Source organism: Streptomyces sp. NPDC006610 (assembly GCF_040611575.1).
Taxonomy (GTDB): domain Bacteria; phylum Actinomycetota; class Actinomycetes; order Streptomycetales; family Streptomycetaceae; genus Streptomyces.
Map to the genome: position 1 here is coordinate 39,698 of NZ_JBEXOP010000011.1, position 18,841 is coordinate 58,538.

An 18,841-nucleotide genomic window follows, 5' to 3' on the forward strand; every position below is an offset into this window, starting at 1 on the left:
CGGAGCATGTGCGGGCACGCCAGGCCGCACGGGGTCACGCCGCCCCTACGAGACCATCCGACGACCGCCGGGCCACCCCGCCCCCTGTCCGATCCCCCGCCGGGCCGCCCATCGCACGGAGCCTGCGAGGCCACGCCGGCCCTGCGGGGCCACACGGGGCCGGGCCATGCCGAGCCGCAGGGGCATCCGAGACCGCGCGGGGGCCGACGTGCACGCCACATCAACAGCTCTGGGCCGCGCGGGCCTGCGCAGAGCCACGGCACCGCCCCACGGGGATCACGCCCGGCCACGCCTGGCCCCCGCGGCGGTGCGGGCCGGGCCGGCCCGGCTCACAGGGTCCGCAGCAGCACCGCCGGCTGTTCCACGCAGTCCGCGACGTACCGCAGGAAGCCGCCCGCCGTGCCGCCGTCGCACACCCGGTGGTCGAAGGTGAGCGACAGCTGGACGACCTGCCGGACCGCCAGCTCGCCCTCGTGCACCCACGGCCTGGGGACGATGCGGCCGACGCCGAGCATCGCGGCCTCGGGGTGGTTGAGGATCGGCGTGGAGCCGTCGACGCCGAACACGCCGTAGTTGTTCAGCGTGAACGTGCCGCCGGTCAGCTCCCCGGGCGTGAGCGCGCCGGCGCGGGCCGCCTCGGTCAGCCGCGCGAACTCCGCGGTCAGCGACTCGGCGTCCCGTGCGTGCGCGTCCCGCACCACCGGGACGACCAGGCCCCGCTCGGTCTGCGCGGCGAAGCCGAGGTGCACCCGGTCGAACCGGACGATCTCCCTGGCCGCCTGGTCCACCGTGGAGTTCAGCTCGGGGAAGCGGGCCAGGGCTGCGGTGCAGATCCGGGCCAGCAGCGCGAGCAGGGAGATCTTCGGTCCCCCGGCGGCGTTCATCGCCGTGCGGGCCCGCATCAGCTCGGTCGCGTCGGCGTCGACCCAGCAGGTGGCGTCCGGTATCTCGCGCCGGCTGCGGGAGAGCTTGTCGGCCACGGCGCCGCGGACGCCCTTGAGGGGGATGCGGGTGTCGCCGTGGACGGAGGCCGGAGCGGGGGCGGGGCGCGCGACCGGTGCAGCTGCGGGCGCCTGGGGAGACAGCGGGGTCTGCGCGGTCTGCTGGGGCAGGGCCTGCCCGTGCCGCGGTTCGGCCTGCGGGCGCGCGGTGCGTCCCTGGGCGGCGGCGGCCCGGAGGGCGTACTCCACGTCCGCGCGCAGGATCAGCCCGTCCGGGCCGGAACCGGTCAGCTCCCGCAGATCCAGCCCGTTCTCCCGGGCGAGCCGCCGGACGAGGGGCGAGATGACGGGCACGGGACCTTCGCCCCGCATGGCGTCCCCGCTGCCGTTGCCGTCGCTCCGGTCGGCGGTTTCCCCGGCGTCGGCGGCCACCGCCCGGGCGGCCGGCGCCGTCGGACGGACCCTTCTGCGCCGGGCCGGAGGGGCGCCGGTGCCGTAGCCCACCAGGACGTTGCCGGAGGACTCGCCCGGGCCGGCCTCGGAGCCGCCGTCCGCGCGGACCCCGGCAGCGGACGCCGCGGACGAGCCGTTGGCGGAAGATCCGTTGATCGACGGGCCGCCGGCCGACGGACCGGCGACGCCCGTGCCGGTCGCGGACGCGTCGGTGTGCGGCGCGTCGGAGGCGGACGCGCCCACCGCGACCGTCAGCAGCGGCGCCCCCACGGGCAGTTCCGTGCCCTCCTCGCCGTAGCGGGCGGTGACCACACCGCCGTAGGGGCAGGGCACCTCCACCATCGCCTTGGCCGTCTCCACCTCGACCACCGGCTGGTCGACGGCGACCACGTCGCCCACCTCCACCAGCCAGCGCACGATCTCCGCCTCGGTCAGCCCCTCGCCGAGGTCGGGGAGTTTGAACTCCAGCACCTGTGCCATCAGCTCTCGGCCTCCCATTGCAGACGCGCCACCGCGTCCAGGATCCGGTCCACGCCGGGCAGGTGATGCCTCTCCAGCATCGGCGGCGGATAAGGGATGTCGAACCCGGCCACGCGCAGCACCGGCGCCTCCAGGTGGTGGAAGCAGCGCTCCGTGACCCGGGCCGCGATCTCCCCTCCCGGTCCGCCGAACCCGCCCGACTCGTGCACGACGACCGCCCGCCCGGTCCGCCGCACCGAGGCGCAGACCGTCTCGTCGTCGAACGGCACCAGGGAGCGCAGATCGACCACTTCGAGGTCCCACCCCTCGGCCCGTGCCGCCTCGGCGGCTTCGAGGCAGACGGGCACCGACGGCCCGTACGTGATGAGCGTGGCGCTCCGGCCGGAGCGCCGCACCACCGCGCGGCCGATGGGTTCAACGTGCTGCGGGTCCTGCGGGTTCCAGGCGGCCTTGGACCAGTACAGCCGCTTGGGCTCCAGGAAGACGACCGGGTCGTCGGAGGCGATGGCCGCGCGCAGCAGGCCGTAGGCGTCGGCGACGGTCGCGGGCGTCACGACGTGGAGCCCGGGGGTGGCCATGTAGTACGCCTCGGAGGAGTCGCTGTGGTGCTCGACGCCGCCGATGCCGCCGCCGTAGGGCACGCGGATGGTCAGGGGCAGCGGCATGGCGCCGCGGGTGCGGTTGCGCATCTTCGCGACGTGCGAGACGAGCTGCTCGAAGGCCGGGTAGGCGAAGGCGTCGAACTGCATCTCCACGACCGGCCGCAGCCCGTACATCGCCATGCCGACGGCCGTGCCGAGGATGCCGGCCTCGGCGAGCGGGGTGTCCGTGCAGCGGTGCTCGCCGAACTCCTCGGCGAGCCCGTCCGTGACGCGGAAGACGCCGCCGAGCGTGCCGACGTCCTCGCCGAGGACGTGCACCGCGGGATCGGCGGCCATGGCGTCGCGCATGGCGCGCGTGAGGGCCTGCGCCATGGTGGCGGGCTTCACGGCGACCGTGGTCATCGGGGTTCCCCTTCCTGGCCGGCCTCGATCTCGGCCAGCAGCTGGGCCCGCTGCTCGCGCAGCTGCGGGGTGGGCTCGGCGTAGACGTGGGCGAACAGGTCCATCGGGTCCAGCTCGGCGTCCTCGTTCATGCGGGCGCGCAGGTCGGCGGCGAGGGCCTCGGCGTCCTCGCGGGCGGCCGTCATGGCGGCGTCGTCGAGCCATCCGCGCGCGGTCAGCTCCCGCTCCAGCAGCAGGATCGGATCGTGCTCCCGCCAGAGGTCCGTTTCGGCGTTGTCGCGGTAGCGGGTGGCGTCGTCGGCGTTGGTGTGCGCGTCGACGCGGTACGTCACCGCCTCCACGAGGGTCGGACCGCCGCCCGCGCGCGCCCGGCGTACGGCGTCGGAGAGCACCTCGTGCACGGCCGCGGCGTCGTTGCCGTCGACCAGCCGCCCCGGCATGCCGTACCCGACGGCCTTGTGGGCCAGGGAGGGCGCGGCGGTCTGCTTGGCGAGCGGGACGGAGATCGCGAAGCCGTTGTTCTGCACCAGGAAGACCACGGGAGCCTGCCAGACGGCGGCGAAGTTCAGCGCCTCGTGGAAGTCGCCCTCGCTGGTGCCGCCGTCGCCGACCATGGCGAGCGCGACCACGTCGTCGCCCTTGAGCCGGGCTGCGTGCGCGAGGCCCACGGCGTGCGGGAGCTGCGTCGCCAGCGGCGTGCTGAGCGGTGCCACGCGGTGCTCGTAGGGGTCGTAGCCGGTGTGCCAGTCGCCGCGCAGCAGGGTGAGCGCCTCGACCGGGTCCACGCCGCGGGCGATGGCGGCGAGCGTGTCGCGGTAGCTGGGGAAGAGCCAGTCACGGTCCTCCAGGACGAGCGCGGCGGCGACCTCGCAGGCCTCCTGGCCGGTGCTGGAGGGGTAGACGGCGAGCCGGCCCTGCTTGGTGAGGGCGGTGGCCTGCGCGTTGTAGCGGCGGCCGCGCACCAGGTGGGCGTAGAGCAGGCGCAGCAGCGCCGGGTCGGCCTGCGCGGCGGCCTCGGTGCCGAGGACGCGGTACGGAGCCGGGTCGGGCAGCAGCGGCGCGGGGTCGGTGCGGGGCTGCCAGGCGGGCGGCGGCGACGGCCGATACGCGCCACGCTGCTCCATGACCGTCATGACGGCACCTCCTTGTGGGGGCGGCGAAGGGAGGCGCGGCATGTGTGATGCGCCTCACCAACCGATTGTTCGGTCGTCGGCACATTTTGGCTACAGGGCCCCCGAGGCTGTGGACAAACGGTTCTCCACAGCCTGTGATGGACGCAGGACGTCCACAGAGGCGAGGCGGGGGGACATGGCATCTGAACAAATGGCCGACGGCCCGGAGCCCGGCGGCCCGTCGCAGCCCCCGCGTCCCCTCGACGCCATCGACCAGGACATCCTGCGGATGCTCCAGGCGGACGGCCGCGCGTCGATACGGTCCGTCGCCGAGCGGGTCCACGTCTCGCGCGCGAACGCCTACGCGCGCATCAACCGCCTGGTCGAGGACGGCGTCATCCGCGGCTTCGGGGCCCGCGTCGACCATGAGCGCGCGGGCCACGGCACCTCGGCGTACATCACCCTGAAGATCGTCCAGAACTCCTGGCGCACGGTGCGCGAACAGCTCCGGCAGCTGCCCGGGGCCTCGCACATCGCCCTGGTGGGCGGCGACTTCGACGTGCTGCTGCTGGTGCACACCCCGGACAACCGCGCCCTGCGCGAACTGGTCCTCACCCGGCTCCAGGCGATGCCGGAGGTCCTCAGCACCCGCACCCTGCTGGTGTTCGAGGAGGAGGACCTGGAGCCCCAGGGCTGACGCCCGGCGGCTGCTCAGCCCGCGCGCAGGCCGGCGAAGGCCAGCCGGACCACCGCGTCGACCACCTCGCGCTCGGCCATGCCCCGGCCGTCGGGCCGGTACCACTCCACGATCGAGTTGATCATGCCGAAGAGCAGCCGGGTCGCCAGCCGTTCCTCCACGTCGCCGCGCACGTCGCCCTCCGCGACGGCCGCCCTCAGCAGCTCGGCCACCCGGTGGTCGAAGTCGCGGCGCCGCTCCAGGGCCCACCGCTCGGTGTCCGTGTTGCCGCGCACCCGCAGCAGCAGCGTCACGTACGGCAGCTCCGCGATGAGCACCTCCACCGTGCGCCGCACGACGTGCTCGAGCCGGTCCACGGCGCGCCCCGCGCGCGCGTGCTCCTCGTCCAGGATTCCGAAGAGACCGTCCAGGGCCCGGCTGACGGCCCGCCGCAGCAGCTCCTCCTTGCCCGTGACGTGGTGGTAGATGGACGACTTGGAGATGCCGGCCGCCTTGGACAGGTGCTCCATGGAGGTGCCGTCGTAGCCGCGCTCGTTGAAGACCTGGACGGCGACCGAGAGCAGCGTCTCCGGGGTGTACGTGTCCCGCCTGGCCGTGGTCATCAGGCGCCGCCCTCCCGCTTCTCGGAGGCGTGGGCGTGGCGGTAGAGCGCCAGGGACGGCGCGTAGCGCCCGGAGGGGTCGCGCAGGTGCAGGTCGTCCAGGAGGGAGTACGCCCAGCCGCGGCCGAGGCGGCGGCTCCACTCGAAGGGGCCGAGGGGGTAGTTGACGCCCAGGCGCATGGCGGTGTCGATGTCCTCCTCGGTGGCGACGCCCTTGGCGACGGCGTCGTGCGCGAGGTCGACGATCCGGGCGACCGTGCGGGCGACGATCATGCCGGGCACGTCGCCGATGACGCTGACCTTCTTGCCGAGCGCCTGGAAGAGGCCGGTGGCCTCGGCGAGGGTCTGCGCGGAGGTGTCCTGGGAGGCGGAGAGGGCGATCCGGGTGGCGCGGCGGTAGTCCAGGGCGAGGTCGAAGTAGACGACGTCGCGGAACTCCACGGACGTCTGCCCGTCGGCGAGCACCAGCTGGCCGCCGCTCGGCAGCACCAGGCGCGTGCCGTGGTCCTCGTCCTCCTCACGGACCTCGATCCCGGCCTCGCGGATCAGCGCGAGGAGTTCCCCGGCCGGCCCGAGGTCGCCCTCGGCGACGACGTGGGCGGGCGGGGCGGCCCGCTCGGCGGTGTGCGGCTCGGGGCGCTCGGCGTCCTCGCGGTGGTCGTACCAGCCGTGCCCGGTCTTGCGGCCGAGCCGGCCGGACTCCACCAGGCGGCGCTGGGCGAGCGAGGGGGCGAAGCGCACGTCCCGGAAGAACGACTCCCACACGGAGTGCGTCACGGACTCGTTGACGTCCTGCCCGATGAGGTCGGTCAGCTCGAAGGCGCCCATCCGGAAGCCGCCGGACTCCCGCAGGACCGCGTCGATGGTGGCGGGGTCGGCGCCCTGCGCCTCGTAGACCGCGAAGGCCTCGGCGTAGAAGGGCCGGGCGATGCGGTTGACGATGAAGCCGGGGGTGTCGGCGCAGGCGACCGGCGTCTTGCCCCAGGCGCGTGCCGTCTCGTACGCGCGCGTGGCCGACGTGACGTCGGTGGCGAAGCCGGAGACCACCTCGACCAGCGGGAGCAGCGGCGCCGGGTTGAAGAAGTGCAGGCCGACCAGGCGGCCCGGGGCGCGCAGGGCGCCGCCGATCGCGGTGACCGACAGGGAGGAGGTGTTGGTGGCCAGCAGACAGTCGTCGCTCACGACGTCCTCCAGCGCCCGGAACAGCTCCTGCTTGACCTCCAGGCGCTCCAGGACGGCCTCGACGACCAGGGCGCAGTCCGCCAGCTCCGCGAGGCTCTCGGCGGGCCGGAGCCTGGTCTTGGCGGCGTCGCGTTCGGCGCCGGTGAGGCGGTCCTTCTCGACGAGCCGGTCGAGCCGGGCGCCGATCGCGGCGGCCGCTTCCGCGGCGCGGCCCGGGGCGGCGTCGTACAGCCGTACGGGGTGGCCCGCGACCAGCGCCACCTGGGCGATGCCCTGGCCCATGGTGCCGGTGCCGACGACCGCCATGGGGCTGCTGAGGTCGAGTGCTGTCATGTGCGCGATCCTCCCGCACGGGGTTGTCCACAGATGCGGCGGACCCCCTTGTCCCGACCGATCGTTCGGTTACTCTAACCGTGTCCGCACCTTCTCGCCCATCTCTCCACCCGTCACTCCGTCACTCCGCCCCTCTCTGTGCCCAGGTCACGAGCTCGACGAAGAGCTCCCGAGACGAGGAGTTGGTCCCGCATGCCCGCCGAACTCACCGCGCACACGCTGATCGCCCAGCACCGGCCCACCCTCGACCAGGCGCTGGAAGTGATCCGCACGCGCGCGTACTGGTCGCCGCATCCCGAGCACCCCAAGGCCTACGGGGAGAACGGCAGCCTGGACGCGGCGGCGGGCAAGGCCGCCTTCGACGCCCTGCTCGGCACCCGCCTCGACCTGGGCCAGCCCGGCACGGACGACTGGGTGGGCGGCGAGGTCTCGCCGTACGGGATCGAACTGGGCGTCACCTATCCGCACGCCGACCCGGAGGTCCTGCTGCCCGCCATGAAGGCCGGCCAGCGGGCCTGGCGGGACGCGGGCGCGGAGCTGCGCGCGATGGTGTGCCTGGAGATCCTCAAGCGGATCTCCGACCGGACGCACGAGTTCGCCCACGCGGTCATGCACACCTCCGGGCAGGCGTTCGTGATGGCGTTCCAGGCGGGCGGCCCGCACGCGCAGGACCGCGGCCTGGAGGCGGTGGCTTATGCGTACGCCGAGCAGGTCCGCACGCCCGGGACCGCCGAGTGGACCAAGCCGCAGGGCAAGCGGGACCCGCTGACGCTGACCAAGCGGTTCGTCCCGGTCCCGCGCGGGATCGCGCTGCTCATCGGCTGCAACACCTTCCCGACGTGGAACGGCTATCCGGGCCTGTTCGCCTCCCTGGCCACCGGCAACGCGGTCCTGGTCAAGCCCCACCCGCGCGCGGTGCTGCCGCTGGCGCTGACCGTGCGGGTCGCGCGGCAGGTGCTCGCCGAGGCGGGCTTCGACCCGAACCTCGTCGCGCTGGCCGCGGAGCGCCCCGGCGAGGGCATCGCCAAGACGCTCGCCACCCACCCGGCGATCCGGATCGTCGACTACACCGGGTCCACGGCGTTCGGCGAATGGCTGGAGGCCAACGCCCGCCAGGCGCAGGTCTACACCGAGAAGGCCGGCGTCAACACGATCGTCGTCGACTCCACCGCCGACTACCGGGGGATGCTCTCCAACCTGGCGTTCTCGCTGTCCCTTTACAGCGGCCAGATGTGCACCACCCCGCAGAACCTGCTCATCCCGCGCGACGGCATCGGCACCGACCAGGGCCACAAGTCCTACGACGAGGTGGTCGCCGACCTCGCCAAGGCGGTCGACGGCCTGCTCGGCGACGACGCGCGCGCGAACGCCCTCCTCGGCGCGATCGTCAATCCGGACGTGAAGGCCCGCCTGGAGGCCGCCGCCGGCCTGGGCGAGGTCGCCCTCGCCTCACGGGAGATCACCAACCCGGACTTCCCGGGCGCGGTGGTGCGCTCGCCCGTCGTCGTCAAGCTGGACGGCGCCAAGCCCGACGCCGAGGCCGCCTACATGAGCGAGTGCTTCGGCCCCGTCTCCTTCGCCGTCGCCGTCGACTCCACCGCCGACGCGCTGGAGCTGCTGCGGCGCACGGTGCGCGAGAAGGGCGCGATGACGGTCGGCGCGTACACGACCGACGAGCAGGTCGCGCGGGACATCGAGGAGGTCTGCCTGGAGGAGGCCGCCCAGCTCTCCCTCAACCTCACGGGCGGCGTCTACGTCAACCAGACGGCGGCGTTCTCCGACTTCCACGGCTCGGGCGGCAACCCGGCGGCGAACGCGGCCCTGTGCGACGGCGCGTTCGTGGCGAACCGCTTCCGGGTGGTGGAGGTCAGGCGCGAGTCCTGACACGGGCGAGGGGGCGAGCGCACACCGCGCCCGCTCCCGGCCGCCGGTCCCGCTCCGGCCGCCCAGCCGGCGGCCGACGGGTCCGGCGGCCTTCAGCCGTCGAGCCCGCGGACGCCCGACGCGCTCCAGTGGTACAGGGTCATCGCCACGCTCGTGGCGAGGTTGTAGCTGGACACCTGTGGGCGCATCGGAAGCGACACCAGGTGGTCGGCCCGGGCGCGCAGCGCGGTGGAGAGACCGGTGCGTTCCGAGCCGAAGGCCAGCAGGGCGTCGTCGGGGAGCTGCAGGGCGCGGATGTCCTCGCCCTCCGGGTCGAGGGCGTAGACGGGGCCGGGCGGCAGCGCCTCGTCGGGCAGGCGCTCCACCACCGTCGCGAAGTGCAGCCCGGCGCCGCCGCGCACGACCGTGGGGTGCCAGGGGTCGAGCGTGCCGGTGGTGACCACCCCGGTCGCCCCGAATCCGGCGGCCAGCCTGATCACGGCCCCGGCGTTGCCGAGGTTGCGCGGGTTGTCGAGGACGACGACCGGCGCCGTCCGCGGCGACCGGGCCAGCGTCCGCAGTCCCGCCTCGCGGGAGGGCCGTACGGCCAGCGCGGCCACCCCGGTGGGATGCGGACGCGGCACGAGCGAGGCGTACGTCGGCTCCGGCACCGGCGTGAGCAGCGCGGCCAGCGTCTCCCGTACGTCCGGCGCCAGCTCGTCGGCGAGGGCCAGCGCGGCGTCCCGGTCGGCGGCCACCGCGACCGGCACCTCGGCCCCGAAGCGCAGGGCGTGCTTGAGGGCGTGGAAGCCGTCGAGGAGGACGCAGGCGCCGGCGAGCCGGTGCCAGTCGCTGACGGGGTCGGTCATGCCGTGAAGCCTACGCGGGCCTCTCCGGGCCGCTCGGCGTCGTCCGGCTTCCGCCGTTCCGGCACCGATTCGGGGACGGAGCCGGAGCCGGAGCCGCGCCGGAACGCCCGCTCACGCGCGCGTGCCGCCCAGCCGCCGATGCGGCGCAGGAACGGCGTCGGCAGGAACACCGCGTCCGCCGCGATCATCGCCAGCGAGAAGAACGGCAGTCCGAGCACCACCGCGATCACCGCGTGCTCGGTGATCATGACGGCCAGCAGGACGTTCTTCACCCGCCGGTGGAACAGCGTGAACGGGAAGGCGACCTGCACCAGCACGGTCCCGTACGTCACCACCATCACCATGAGCCCGCTCGCGGACAGCAGATCGGCGAGCGCCGGCCAGGGCGAGAAGTAGTCGAGGTGCAGCGGGTAGTAGACGGCGGTGCCGTCCTGCCAGCGCGAGCCCTGGATCTTGTACCAGCCGGCCGTGGCGTAGATCAGGCACGCCTCGGCCATGATCACGAACAGGGCGCCGTTGTGCAGCACGTTGGCGATCACGTCGAGCAGGATGCGGGGCTCGGCGCTCCGCGAGCGGCGCCCGACGGCCCACCACAGGCCCTGAGCCGCCCAGACCCCCCACAGCAGCGCCGGCACCAGCCAGCCCGACTCCATCCGCCCGGTCCCGGTCACCACGGCCAGGGCCACACCCAGCACGGCCCACAGCAGCGGCCCGGTCCGGTCGGCGACCCGCTCCCCCCGCGCGCGTGCCGCCGCCTCGCGCCGGGCGCGCCGCGCGTCCAGCGACCACACCTGCCCGCACCGCGTGAACACCAGGTAGATGGCCATCAGGTGCAGGACGTTGTCCCCGCCGTCGCCCATGAAGACGCTGCGGTTCTGCAGCGACAGCACGCCGACCATGAACAGGACGGACGTCGTCCGGGTGCGCCAGCCCAGCGCCAGCAGCAGGCTCGCCGCCACGGCGAGCAGGTAGACGGCCTCGAACCACACCTTCGAGTCCGACCACATCAGGACGGTGAACGCCCCGTTCATCGAGATCAGCTGCTCGGCCAGGCCCCAGGACCACGGCCCGTCGGGGCCGTACATCTCGTGCCGGTGGGGAAGCTCGCGCAGCAGGAACAGCAGCCAGGTGCCGGCGAACCCGATGCGGATCACGGCGGTCTGGTAGGGGCCGAGGGCGGACTCGGTGACCCGGGCGATGCCGCGCGAGACGGCCATGACCCAGCGGTTCATCGGTTGCCCCCCGCGGCCTCGTCGGTGCCTCCCGTGGCCTCGGCCGCCGGCACGGACCACCAGGGCAGCACCCGGTCGACGGGCTTCAGCGAGACCCGCTCGCCGCTCCACCCGGGCGGCCGGACGTTGGTCGTGCGGGCCCTGAGCTGCACCAGCTCGATGGTGCCGCCCGGCCCGGCGGCCTCCGCCCGGTCGAGACGCAGCACGGCGATGCGGCGCAGGTACGACTCGCTGAGCGTCCCGCGCGTGCCGGTGGCGCGGTTGTCGCCGTCGTGCGTGGCGGCGAAGAAGTCCCAGGCGCGGCGCAGCTCGTTCTGCTGGGTGTGGCTCGGCAGCAGGTTGCCGTCGATGGCCCGGCCGTCCTGCGCCGACAGGTCGTACCAGCCGGTGACGCGCGAGGAGCCGTCCGCGCCGCGTGTCTGGGCGCGCACCTGAACGGCGATGTTCTGCTGGAGCGGGTTGGGCGCGAACAGTTTCCAGTTCTGCTCGAACTCCGGATAGACCCAGTCCTGGACGACTTGGCCGTGCTTCTTGGTGACCGTGTTCGACGGCGCGACGTGCAGGAACACCATCCCGAGGTGGACGCAGACGGTGATCGCGACGACGGCGAGGGCGAGCGCGACGCCGACCTGGTAGCGCGGGGACAGGGCGGCTATGCCCGAGCGGGGGTCGCCCGACGCCGGCTCGGCCGCCGGCTCGACCGTCGAATCCGCGGGCGCCCCGGCCTTCGGCGGGGCCCCGGGCCCGGGCGTCGTCGGGGGATCGCCGAGGCCGCCGGCCCGTGCTCCGCCCGTGGTCCGCCGCGGGTCCCCCTGCGGCTCCCTCTCCGGCTCCCGGCCCGGCGGAGCGGCGGCAGCGCCCGCCGCGGCGTCGTCCGTTTCCCTCGCGCCCTGCGCGTCCATCACGCCCCGTTTCCCGTTTTCCGGTCAGTCGTCCGCCGCCCGGCGGCCCGGCCCCTTCGCAGGCGGCCTTCGCAAGCACCCCTCGTGGGCGGCCCCGCGGGCGGCCCCTCGCAGGCGAACGGTACTCAGCCCCGCCCCGCCCGGCACAGCCCTCTCCACAGCCCGCCCCGTGAGTTGTCCACAGCGGTTGACACCTTACGGCGCTCGGCCGACCATGGAATCGCACGAACCGAACGATCGGTCGGGAGACTGTTCCGGGCACTGCCGAGGCGAGGGGACCCCATGGCGACAGCAGCCGCGCACCCAACGGACCGCACAGCGACGGTCGGCGTCCACGACGCCACAGCCACCGACGACACCGCCGCCATCGCCGCCCACCAGCGCGCCTTCGACGCCGCCGTGGCCGCCGACGAGCGCATCGAGCCCCGTGACTGGATGCCCGACGCCTACCGAGCGACCCTCGTCCGTCAGATCGCCCAGCACGCCCACTCCGAGATCATCGGCATGCAGCCGGAGGCCAACTGGATCACCCGCGCCCCCTCACTGCGCCGCAAGGCCATCCTCATGGCCAAGGTTCAGGACGAGGCGGGCCACGGCCTGTATCTCTACAGCGCCGCCGAGACGCTCGGCACCAGCCGGGACGAACTGCTCGACAAGCTCCACTCCGGCCGCCAGAAGTACTCCTCGATCTTCAACTACCCCACGCTGACCTGGGCCGACGTCGGCGCGATCGGCTGGCTGGTGGACGGCGCCGCCATCACCAACCAGGTGCCGCTGTGCCGCTGCTCCTACGGTCCGTACGCGCGGGCGATGGTGCGCATCTGCAAGGAGGAGTCCTTCCACCAGCGCCAGGGGTACGAGCTGCTGCTGGCGCTCAGCCGCGGCACCCCCGAGCAGCACGCGATGGCGCAGGACGCCGTGGACCGCTGGTGGTGGCCGTCCCTGATGATGTTCGGGCCGCCCGACGCCGAGTCCCAGCACTCCGCGCAGTCGATGGCCTGGAAGATCAAGCGGCACTCCAACGACGAGCTGCGCCAGCGTTTCGTCGACATCTGCGTCCCCCAGGCCGAGTCCCTGGGCCTGACCCTCCCGGACCCCGACCTGAAGTGGAACGAGGAGCGCGGGCACTACGACTTCGGTCCGATCGACTGGACCGAGTTCTGGGAGGTCCTCAAGGGCAACGGCCCGTGCAACGAGCAGCGGCTGTCCCGGCGCAGGCAGGCGCACGAGGACGGCGCGTGGGTCCGCGAGGCCGCCGCGGCGTACGCGGCCAAACACACCGGCGAGCACGAAGGGGCACGCGCATGAGCAGCACGACCGACTGGCCGCTGTGGGAGGTCTTCGTCCGCTCCCGGCGCGGGCTGTCCCACACCCACGCGGGCAGCCTGCACGCCCCGGACGCCGAGCTGGCCCTGCGCAACGCGCGCGACCTGTACACCCGGCGCGGCGAGGGCGTATCCCTCTGGGTCGTCCCGTCCGCCGCGATCACGGCCTCCTCGCCCGACGAGAAGGACCCCTTCTTCGACCCGGCCGCCGACAAGCCCTACCGCCATCCCACGTTCTACGACATCCCGGAGGGGGTGCAGCACCTGTGACCACGACGCCCGCCAAGGACACCGTCCCCACGACGGCCGCCCTCGCCCTCGGCGACGACGCCCTGGTGCTCTCCCACCGCCTGGGGGAGTGGGCCGGACAGGCGCCCGTGCTGGAGGAGGAGGTCGCCCTCGCCAACATCGCCCTGGACCTGCTCGGCCAGGCCCGGGTCCTGCTGTCGCTGGTCGGCGACGAGGACGAGCTGGCCTACCTGCGCGAGGAGCGGGCCTTTTGCAACCTCCAGCTGGTGGAGCAGCCGAACGGCGACTTCGCCCACACCATCGCCCGCCAGCTGTACTTCTCCACTTACCAGCACCTCCTCTACGACCGGCTGGCCGGCGGGGACGGCCCCTTCGCGCCCCTGGCCGCCAAGGCCGTCAAGGAGGTCGCCTACCACCGCGACCACGCCGAGCAGTGGACGCTGCGGCTCGGCGACGGCACGCAGCTGAGCCATGAGCGGATGCACCGTGCGTGCGAGGCGCTGTGGCGATTCACCGGCGAGATGTTCCAGCCGGTGGAGGGCCTGGACGTGGACGGCGAGGCGCTCAAGGCGGACTGGCTGGCGTCGGTCGGCGCCGTCCTGCGCCGTGCCACGCTGGAGCTTCCCGAAGGTCCGCAGTCGGGCGCGTGGACGGCGGGCGCGGGCCGGCAGGGCCTGCACACCGAGTCGTTCGGGCGGATGCTCGCCGAGATGCAGCACCTGCACCGCAGCCATCCGGGGGCGTCGTGGTGACGGCCACCGCCCTGGAGGCGGAGCTGCTGGAGGTCGCCGGCTCGGTGCCCGACCCCGAACTGCCCGTACTCACCCTGCGCGAGCTGGGCGTGGTCCGTGCGGTGCGGCTGCGCGGCACGGACGCCGTCGAGGTCGACCTCACCCCGACCTACACCGGCTGCCCCGCCATCGAGGCCATGTCCGTGGACATAGAGCGCGCGCTGCACGAGCACGGGGTGCGTGAGGTCACGGTCCGCACCGTGCTCTCGCCCGCCTGGTCGACGGACGACATCAGCCCCGAGGGCCGGCGCAAGCTCCTCGAGTTCGGCATAGCCCCGCCCCGCGTGCGCACCGCCTCGGGACCGGTACCGGTGACACTGGGCCGCACCCGCACGGACGCGGGCGCCGCCCCCCGCACGGGCACGGCCCCCGCGCCCGCCCCGGAGCCCGAGCCGGTCCGCTGCCCGCACTGCGGGGCCGCCGACACGGAGCTGCTCAGCCGCTTCTCCTCCACCGCCTGCAAGGCGCTGCGGCGGTGCCTGTCCTGCCGTGAACCGTTCGACCACTTCAAGGAGTTGTGATGGCCCGCTTCCACCCGCTCCCGGTGGCCGCGGTCGACCGGCTCACCGACGACTCCGTCGCCCTCACCCTCACCGTCCCCGAGGAACTGCGCGAGCAGTACCGCTTCTCTCCCGGCCAGCACCTCGCGCTGCGCCGGGAGATCGACGGCAGGGAGGTCCGGCGCACCTACTCGATCTGCTCCCCCGCCCCGGCCCCGGACGCCGGACCGCGCACGCTGCGGGTCGGGGTGCGGCTGCTGGAGGGTGGCGCGTTCTCGACGTACGCGCTCAAAGAGATCAACATCGGGGACGAGCTGGAGGTGATGACCCCGGCGGGCCGCTTCACCCTGGACCCGGCGCCCGGCCTGTACGCGGCGATCGTCGGCGGCAGCGGGATCACCCCGGTGCTGTCCATCGTCTCGACCCTGCTGGCACGCGAACCCCGGGCCCGCTTCTGCCTGATACGCAGCGACCGCACCGCCGCCTCGACGATGTTCCTGGAAGAGGTCGCCGACCTGAAGGACCGCTACCCGCAGCGGTTCCAGCTGGTCACGGTCCTCTCCCGCGAGGAACAGCAGGCGGGCCTGCCCTCCGGGCGGCTCGACCGGGAGCGGCTGACCGGGCTGCTGCCCGCGCTGCTGCCGGTGGCCGAGGTGGCGGGCTGGTTCCTGTGCGGGCCGTACGGGCTGGTCCAGGAGGGCGAGCGGGCACTGCGCGAGCTGGGCGTCCCGCGTGCCCGGATCCACGAGGAGATCTTCCATGTGGAGACGGGCGAGACGGGAGGCACCGGCACGTCCACGGCAGCCACCACCGCTCCCGCGCCCGCACACAGCACGGTCACCGCCCGGCTCGACGGCCGCGGCGGAACCTGGCCCGTCCGGGCCGGGGAGTCCCTGCTGGAGACGGTCCTGCGCAACCGCCCCGACGCCCCCTACGCCTGCAAGGGCGGGGTGTGCGGCACCTGCCGGGCCTTCCTGGTCTCCGGCGAGGTCCGCATGGACCGCAACTTCGCGCTCGAGACGGAGGAGACGGAGGCCGGATACGTGCTGGCGTGCCAGTCGCATCCGGTGACGGAGAGGGTGGAGCTGGACTTCGACAGATGACGGCCGCGCCGGCCGGTGAACGAGCGGTCGGCGCCAGGAAGGGCCGACGGCAGGAACGGCGGACGGCAGGAACGGCCGACGGTCAGCGGGCGCCGGACAGGCGCCGGACCATCGAGCGCCGGGGGCGCTACAGCACGAACCCCGGTTCGCCCTGGTCCGTAACGACGGGTCGGCCCGCCGCCGCCCACACCTGCATGCCTCCGTCGACGTTCACCGCGTCGATGCCGCGCTGGACGAGGTACATCGTGACCTGGGCCGACCGCCCGCCCGAACGGCAGATCACATGGACGCGGCCGTCCTGCGGGGCAGCCTCGGTCAGCTCGTCGTAGCGGGCGACGAACTCGCTGATCGGGATGTGCAGCGCGCCCTCGGCATGGCCGGCCTGCCACTCGTCGTTCTCGCGGACGTCCAGCAGGAAGTCGTCGTCCTTGAGGTCCGTGACCTCGACCGTGGGGACACCAGCTCCGAAGTTCATGCCTCCGACGCTACCCGACGGACGGCCGAGCCCGACCGGAGGACGAGGCCGACCGGGCCGACCGCTCCCGTGCCGCCCTTCAGGCCTGGCCGGGACCGGTCAGTGACCAGTCAGTCGGGGCCGGTCAGCTCCGCAAGCTCGGCCTCGCGGCCCGCGACCTCCGCCAGCAGTTGCTCGGCGATCTCCTCCAGGAGGCGGTCGGGGTCCTCCGGAGCGAGCCGCAGCATGGAGCCGATGGCGCTCTCCTCCAGCTCGCGGGCGATGACGGTGAGCAGTTCCTTGCGCCGGGAGAGCCAGTCGAGGCGGGCGTACAGCTCCTCGCTCGGGCTCGGCGCGCGCTCCCGGGGCGCCGGGCCGGCCGCCCACTCCTCGGCCAGCTCGCGCAGCAGCGCCTCGTCGCCACGGGCGTACGCGGTGTTCACGCGGGTGATGAACTCCTCACGCCGCTTGCGCTCGTCCTCCTCCTGCGCCAGGTCGGGGTGGGCCTTGCGGGCCAGCTCGCGATAGAGGCGGCGGGCCTCCTCGCTGGGGCGAACCCGCTGCGGGGGCCGAACCGGCTGGTCGGTGAGCATCGCGGCGGCCTCCGGGAACAGGCCGTCGCCGTCCATCCAGCCGTGGAACAGCTCCTCCACGCTGGGCATCGGCACCACCCGGGCCCGCAGTTCCTGCGCGCGCCGCAGATCCTCGGGGTCGCCGCTCCTCGCGGCCCTGGCCTCCGCTATCTGCGCGTCCAGCTCCTCGAGCCGGGCGTACATGGGACCGAGCTTCTGGTGGTGCAGCCGGGAGAAGTTCTCGACCTCGACACGGAACGTCTCGACCGCGATCTCGTACTCGATCAGCGCCTGCTCGGCCGCCCGCACCGCCCGCTCCAGCCGTTCCTCGGGCCGGGGCGCACCGTCCTCGGGCGTCGCCCGCTCATCACCGGCGACACCACCCTGCTCAGCTTCCGGGGTAGTCACCCGACCAGCGTAGGCCACGCCCTCACCCGCACCGCCGCCCGAGGATCGCCTCAGCGCCACCGACGCCACGGTCAGCCGACACCAAGCCTCGGTCAGCCGCCGCCGACCCGTCGGTCAGCCAACCACGTTCGGCCAAACCCCGTCGCAACCGAACCCCGCCCGAGCCCGACCCCTTACCGACCGTCGCCTTACCGACCGCCCCTTCCCGACCGGCGCCTCCCGACCGCCCCGCCGCCCGCCACCGTCCTTCGCTCTCCCCGAATCACCCTCACCCAGCCTTCACCGGCCCCTCACCAGCCCCACTAGCCCCCCATCTCCGCCGCGACCCGCCCCGCCCGGACCGCCGCCACCAGTTCGGCGTGATCGGCCTCGGTGCGGTCGGCGTAGGCGACGGCGAAGGCGGCCACGGCCTCGTCGAGTTCCTCGTTCTTGCCGCAGTAGCCGGCGATCAGGCGGGGGTCTGCGCTGTGGGAGTGGGCGCGGGCCAGGAGGGCGCCGGTCATGCGGGCGTAGTCGTCCAGCTGGTCGGTGGAGAGGGCGGCGGGGTCGACGCTGCCCTTGCGGTTGCGGAACTGCCGCACCTGGTAGGGCCGGCCGTCGACGGTCGTCCAGCCCAACAAGATGTCGCTGACGACCTGCATGCGCTTCTGCCCGAGGACGACCCGGCGGCCCTCGTGCCCGGCCGGGGGCGCGTCGAAGCCGGCGGTCAGCAGATGGGGGACGAGCGCGGACGGCCGGGCCTCCTTGACCTGGAGTATCAGCGCCTCGCCCCGGTGGTCCAGAAGGAGCACCACGTAGGAGCGCGTGCCCACGCTGCCGGTGCCGACGACGCGGAAGGCGACGTCGTGCACCGCGTAGCGGGCCAGCAGGGGGAGCCGGTCCTCGGAGACCGTCGTCAGATACTCGGCGAGGGACGCCGCCACGGCCGCCGCCTCCGCGTCCGGCACGCTCCGCAGCACCGGCGGGGCGTCGACGAAGCGCCGGCCGCCGTCCTCGGTGGGCTCCGTCGACTTGGCGGCGAAGCGCCCGCTGGTGTTGGCGCGGGCCTTCTCACTGACCCGCTCCAGCGTGCCGAGCAGGTCGTGCGCGTCGGTGTGGGAGACGAGTTCCTCGTCCGTGATGGCGTTCCACGCGTCCAGGACCGGCAGCCTGGCCAGCAGCCGCATGGTCCGGCGGTAGGCCCCCACCGTGTCGTGCGCCGCGGCCCGGCAGGTGTCCTCGTCCGCGCCCGTCTCCCGGCCCGCGAGAACGAGCGAGGTCGCGAGCCGCTTCAGGTCCCACTCCCAGGGGCCGTTCACCGTCTCGTCGAAGTCGTTGAGGTCGATGACCAGGCCGCCGCGGGCGTCGCCGTAGAGGCCGAAGTTGGCCGCGTGGGCGTCGCCGCATATCTGGGCGCGTATGCGCGTCATCGGGGTGCGGGCCAGGTCGTGGGCCATGAGGCCGGCCGAGCCGCGCAGGAAGGCGAACGGCGACGCCGCCATGCGCCCGATCCGCAGCGGCGCCAGCCCCGGGATGCGTCCTCGGCTCGACTCCTCGACGGCGGTCACCGCGTCCGGGCGGGAGCCGTCGAGGTCCAGGGTGGCGTGCTCGCGCCGTGGCACCCGGCCCCGCAGCGCCTTGCCCTCGTCCTTCGGCGACCGGGCCCCCTTGAAGGGCCACTCGGCGAAGCCCGGCACCGCCGGCAGCCGACGCGGCACGAGGCCGTGCCCGGCCTCCTGCCCGCCGCCCGCGGCCCGCGCCCGCGCACCCTCCACGCCGCCCTCAGCCATC

The 18,841-nt window shown here is 73.8% G+C and carries 18 protein-coding genes; 7 read left to right on the forward strand and 11 right to left on the reverse strand.

The window, feature by feature from the left end; all coding sequences use genetic code 11:
• Positions 1-329 precede the first annotated feature (329 nt).
• The 3 genes from ABZY13_RS11435 to pdhA are packed head-to-tail and all read right to left on the reverse strand — an operon-like array spanning position 330 to position 4,011.
• Complete coding sequence (locus tag ABZY13_RS11435) at positions 330-1,874, reverse strand: dihydrolipoamide acetyltransferase family protein (protein ID WP_356629263.1); 1,545 nt, start codon at positions 1,872-1,874, stop codon at positions 330-332.
• Positions 1,874-2,878, reverse strand: a complete 1,005-nt coding sequence (locus ABZY13_RS11440; RefSeq protein WP_356629265.1) for an alpha-ketoacid dehydrogenase subunit beta — start codon at positions 2,876-2,878, stop codon at positions 1,874-1,876. The genes ABZY13_RS11435 and ABZY13_RS11440 overlap by 1 nt, the downstream gene beginning before the upstream one ends.
• Entirely contained in the window at positions 2,875-4,011 is a 1,137-nt protein-coding gene (pdhA, locus tag ABZY13_RS11445) for a pyruvate dehydrogenase (acetyl-transferring) E1 component subunit alpha (protein WP_356629267.1), read from the reverse strand. The genes ABZY13_RS11440 and pdhA overlap by 4 nt, the downstream gene beginning before the upstream one ends.
• Positions 4,012-4,201: 190 nt before the next feature.
• Between pdhA and ABZY13_RS11450 the strand changes: the two genes are divergently transcribed.
• Complete coding sequence (locus tag ABZY13_RS11450) at positions 4,202-4,687, forward strand: Lrp/AsnC family transcriptional regulator (RefSeq protein WP_356629517.1); 486 nt, start codon at positions 4,202-4,204, stop codon at positions 4,685-4,687.
• A 14-nt stretch (positions 4,688-4,701) separates the two neighbouring features.
• On the opposite strand, the gene ABZY13_RS11455 is transcribed toward ABZY13_RS11450, so the two are convergent.
• Together ABZY13_RS11455 and ABZY13_RS11460 are read right to left on the reverse strand one after the other, a co-directional pair.
• Positions 4,702-5,289, reverse strand: coding sequence for a TetR/AcrR family transcriptional regulator (locus ABZY13_RS11455; protein ID WP_356629269.1), 588 nt, complete (start codon positions 5,287-5,289; stop codon positions 4,702-4,704).
• Positions 5,289-6,803: a 3-hydroxyacyl-CoA dehydrogenase gene (locus tag ABZY13_RS11460; RefSeq protein WP_356629271.1), complete on the reverse strand. Its 1,515-nt coding sequence runs from the start codon at positions 6,801-6,803 to the stop codon at positions 5,289-5,291. The genes ABZY13_RS11455 and ABZY13_RS11460 overlap by 1 nt, the downstream gene beginning before the upstream one ends.
• Positions 6,804-6,995: 192 nt before the next feature.
• On the opposite strand from ABZY13_RS11460, the gene paaN reads away from it, so the two are divergent.
• The gene (gene paaN / locus ABZY13_RS11465) at positions 6,996-8,687 is read left to right on the forward strand and encodes a phenylacetic acid degradation protein PaaN (RefSeq protein WP_356629273.1); all 1,692 of its coding nucleotides are present in this window, start codon (positions 6,996-6,998) and stop codon (positions 8,685-8,687) included.
• Between the two features lie 92 nt (positions 8,688-8,779).
• Here the strand turns inward: paaN and ABZY13_RS11470 are convergent, their stop codons facing one another.
• The 3 genes from ABZY13_RS11470 to ABZY13_RS11480 are packed head-to-tail and all read right to left on the reverse strand — an operon-like array spanning position 8,780 to position 11,669.
• The gene (locus tag ABZY13_RS11470; protein WP_356629275.1) at positions 8,780-9,535 is read right to left on the reverse strand and encodes a TrmH family RNA methyltransferase; all 756 of its coding nucleotides are present in this window, start codon (positions 9,533-9,535) and stop codon (positions 8,780-8,782) included.
• Positions 9,532-10,767, reverse strand: coding sequence for an HTTM domain-containing protein (locus tag ABZY13_RS11475; protein WP_356629277.1), 1,236 nt, complete (start codon positions 10,765-10,767; stop codon positions 9,532-9,534). The genes ABZY13_RS11470 and ABZY13_RS11475 overlap by 4 nt, the downstream gene beginning before the upstream one ends.
• Entirely contained in the window at positions 10,764-11,669 is a 906-nt protein-coding gene (locus ABZY13_RS11480; protein ID WP_356629519.1) for a DUF5819 family protein, read from the reverse strand. Before ABZY13_RS11480 ends, ABZY13_RS11475 begins: the two co-directional genes overlap by 4 nt.
• 282 nt (positions 11,670-11,951) lie before the next feature.
• On the opposite strand from ABZY13_RS11480, the gene paaA reads away from it, so the two are divergent.
• Genes paaA through ABZY13_RS11505 form a run of 5 tightly spaced genes read left to right on the forward strand, consistent with a single transcriptional unit; the run spans position 11,952 to position 15,637 of the window.
• Positions 11,952-12,977, forward strand: coding sequence for a 1,2-phenylacetyl-CoA epoxidase subunit PaaA (gene paaA / locus ABZY13_RS11485; protein WP_356629279.1), 1,026 nt, complete (start codon positions 11,952-11,954; stop codon positions 12,975-12,977).
• The gene (gene paaB, locus ABZY13_RS11490) at positions 12,974-13,264 is read left to right on the forward strand and encodes a 1,2-phenylacetyl-CoA epoxidase subunit PaaB (protein WP_356629281.1); all 291 of its coding nucleotides are present in this window, start codon (positions 12,974-12,976) and stop codon (positions 13,262-13,264) included. The genes paaA and paaB overlap by 4 nt, the downstream gene beginning before the upstream one ends.
• Positions 13,261-13,995, forward strand: coding sequence for a 1,2-phenylacetyl-CoA epoxidase subunit PaaC (paaC, locus tag ABZY13_RS11495; RefSeq protein ID WP_356629283.1), 735 nt, complete (start codon positions 13,261-13,263; stop codon positions 13,993-13,995). The genes paaB and paaC overlap by 4 nt, the downstream gene beginning before the upstream one ends.
• A complete protein-coding gene (gene paaD, locus ABZY13_RS11500) occupies positions 13,989-14,555 on the forward strand; it encodes a 1,2-phenylacetyl-CoA epoxidase subunit PaaD (protein WP_356629285.1) in 567 nt (188 codons plus the stop codon). The genes paaC and paaD overlap by 7 nt, the downstream gene beginning before the upstream one ends.
• Entirely contained in the window at positions 14,555-15,637 is a 1,083-nt protein-coding gene (locus ABZY13_RS11505) for a 2Fe-2S iron-sulfur cluster-binding protein (protein WP_356629287.1), read from the forward strand. The genes paaD and ABZY13_RS11505 overlap by 1 nt, the downstream gene beginning before the upstream one ends.
• Before the next feature lie 127 nt (positions 15,638-15,764).
• On the opposite strand, the gene ABZY13_RS11510 is transcribed toward ABZY13_RS11505, so the two are convergent.
• The 3 genes from ABZY13_RS11510 to ABZY13_RS11520 form a co-directional block, all read right to left on the reverse strand.
• Complete coding sequence (locus ABZY13_RS11510; protein WP_356629289.1) at positions 15,765-16,112, reverse strand: rhodanese-like domain-containing protein; 348 nt, start codon at positions 16,110-16,112, stop codon at positions 15,765-15,767.
• 110 nt (positions 16,113-16,222) lie between these two features.
• Positions 16,223-17,071 (reverse strand): hypothetical protein, encoded by an 849-nt coding sequence (locus ABZY13_RS11515; protein WP_356629291.1) that lies wholly within the window; start codon positions 17,069-17,071, stop codon positions 16,223-16,225.
• 302 nt (positions 17,072-17,373) lie between these two features.
• Positions 17,374-18,840, reverse strand: coding sequence for a DUF2252 domain-containing protein (locus tag ABZY13_RS11520; RefSeq protein WP_356629521.1), 1,467 nt, complete (start codon positions 18,838-18,840; stop codon positions 17,374-17,376).
• Between the last annotated feature and the right edge of the window lies 1 nt (position 18,841).

What these genes read in the sequence shown, in the direction of transcription:
- ABZY13_RS11470 (WP_356629275.1), bottom strand. Translation starts at nt 9,535, where the DNA reads ATGACCGACCCCGTCAGCGACTGGCACCGGCTCGCCGGCGCCTGCGTC.
- ABZY13_RS11505 (WP_356629287.1), top strand. Translation starts at nt 14,555, where the DNA reads ATGGCCCGCTTCCACCCGCTCCCGGTGGCCGCGGTCGACCGGCTCACC.
- ABZY13_RS11460 (WP_356629271.1), bottom strand. Translation starts at nt 6,803, where the DNA reads ATGACAGCACTCGACCTCAGCAGCCCCATGGCGGTCGTCGGCACCGGC.
- pdhA (WP_356629267.1), bottom strand. Translation starts at nt 4,011, where the DNA reads ATGACGGTCATGGAGCAGCGTGGCGCGTATCGGCCGTCGCCGCCGCCC.
- ABZY13_RS11440 (WP_356629265.1), bottom strand. Translation starts at nt 2,878, where the DNA reads ATGACCACGGTCGCCGTGAAGCCCGCCACCATGGCGCAGGCCCTCACG.
- ABZY13_RS11455 (WP_356629269.1), bottom strand. Translation starts at nt 5,289, where the DNA reads ATGACCACGGCCAGGCGGGACACGTACACCCCGGAGACGCTGCTCTCG.
- ABZY13_RS11520 (WP_356629521.1), bottom strand. Translation starts at nt 18,840, where the DNA reads ATGGCTGAGGGCGGCGTGGAGGGTGCGCGGGCGCGGGCCGCGGGCGGC.
- ABZY13_RS11475 (WP_356629277.1), bottom strand. Translation starts at nt 10,767, where the DNA reads ATGAACCGCTGGGTCATGGCCGTCTCGCGCGGCATCGCCCGGGTCACC.
- ABZY13_RS11480 (WP_356629519.1), bottom strand. Translation starts at nt 11,669, where the DNA reads ATGGACGCGCAGGGCGCGAGGGAAACGGACGACGCCGCGGCGGGCGCT.
- paaN (WP_356629273.1), top strand. Translation starts at nt 6,996, where the DNA reads ATGCCCGCCGAACTCACCGCGCACACGCTGATCGCCCAGCACCGGCCC.
- ABZY13_RS11510 (WP_356629289.1), bottom strand. Translation starts at nt 16,112, where the DNA reads ATGAACTTCGGAGCTGGTGTCCCCACGGTCGAGGTCACGGACCTCAAG.
- paaB (WP_356629281.1), top strand. Translation starts at nt 12,974, where the DNA reads ATGAGCAGCACGACCGACTGGCCGCTGTGGGAGGTCTTCGTCCGCTCC.
- ABZY13_RS11450 (WP_356629517.1), top strand. Translation starts at nt 4,202, where the DNA reads ATGGCCGACGGCCCGGAGCCCGGCGGCCCGTCGCAGCCCCCGCGTCCC.
- paaA (WP_356629279.1), top strand. Translation starts at nt 11,952, where the DNA reads ATGGCGACAGCAGCCGCGCACCCAACGGACCGCACAGCGACGGTCGGC.
- ABZY13_RS11435 (WP_356629263.1), bottom strand. Translation starts at nt 1,874, where the DNA reads ATGGCACAGGTGCTGGAGTTCAAACTCCCCGACCTCGGCGAGGGGCTG.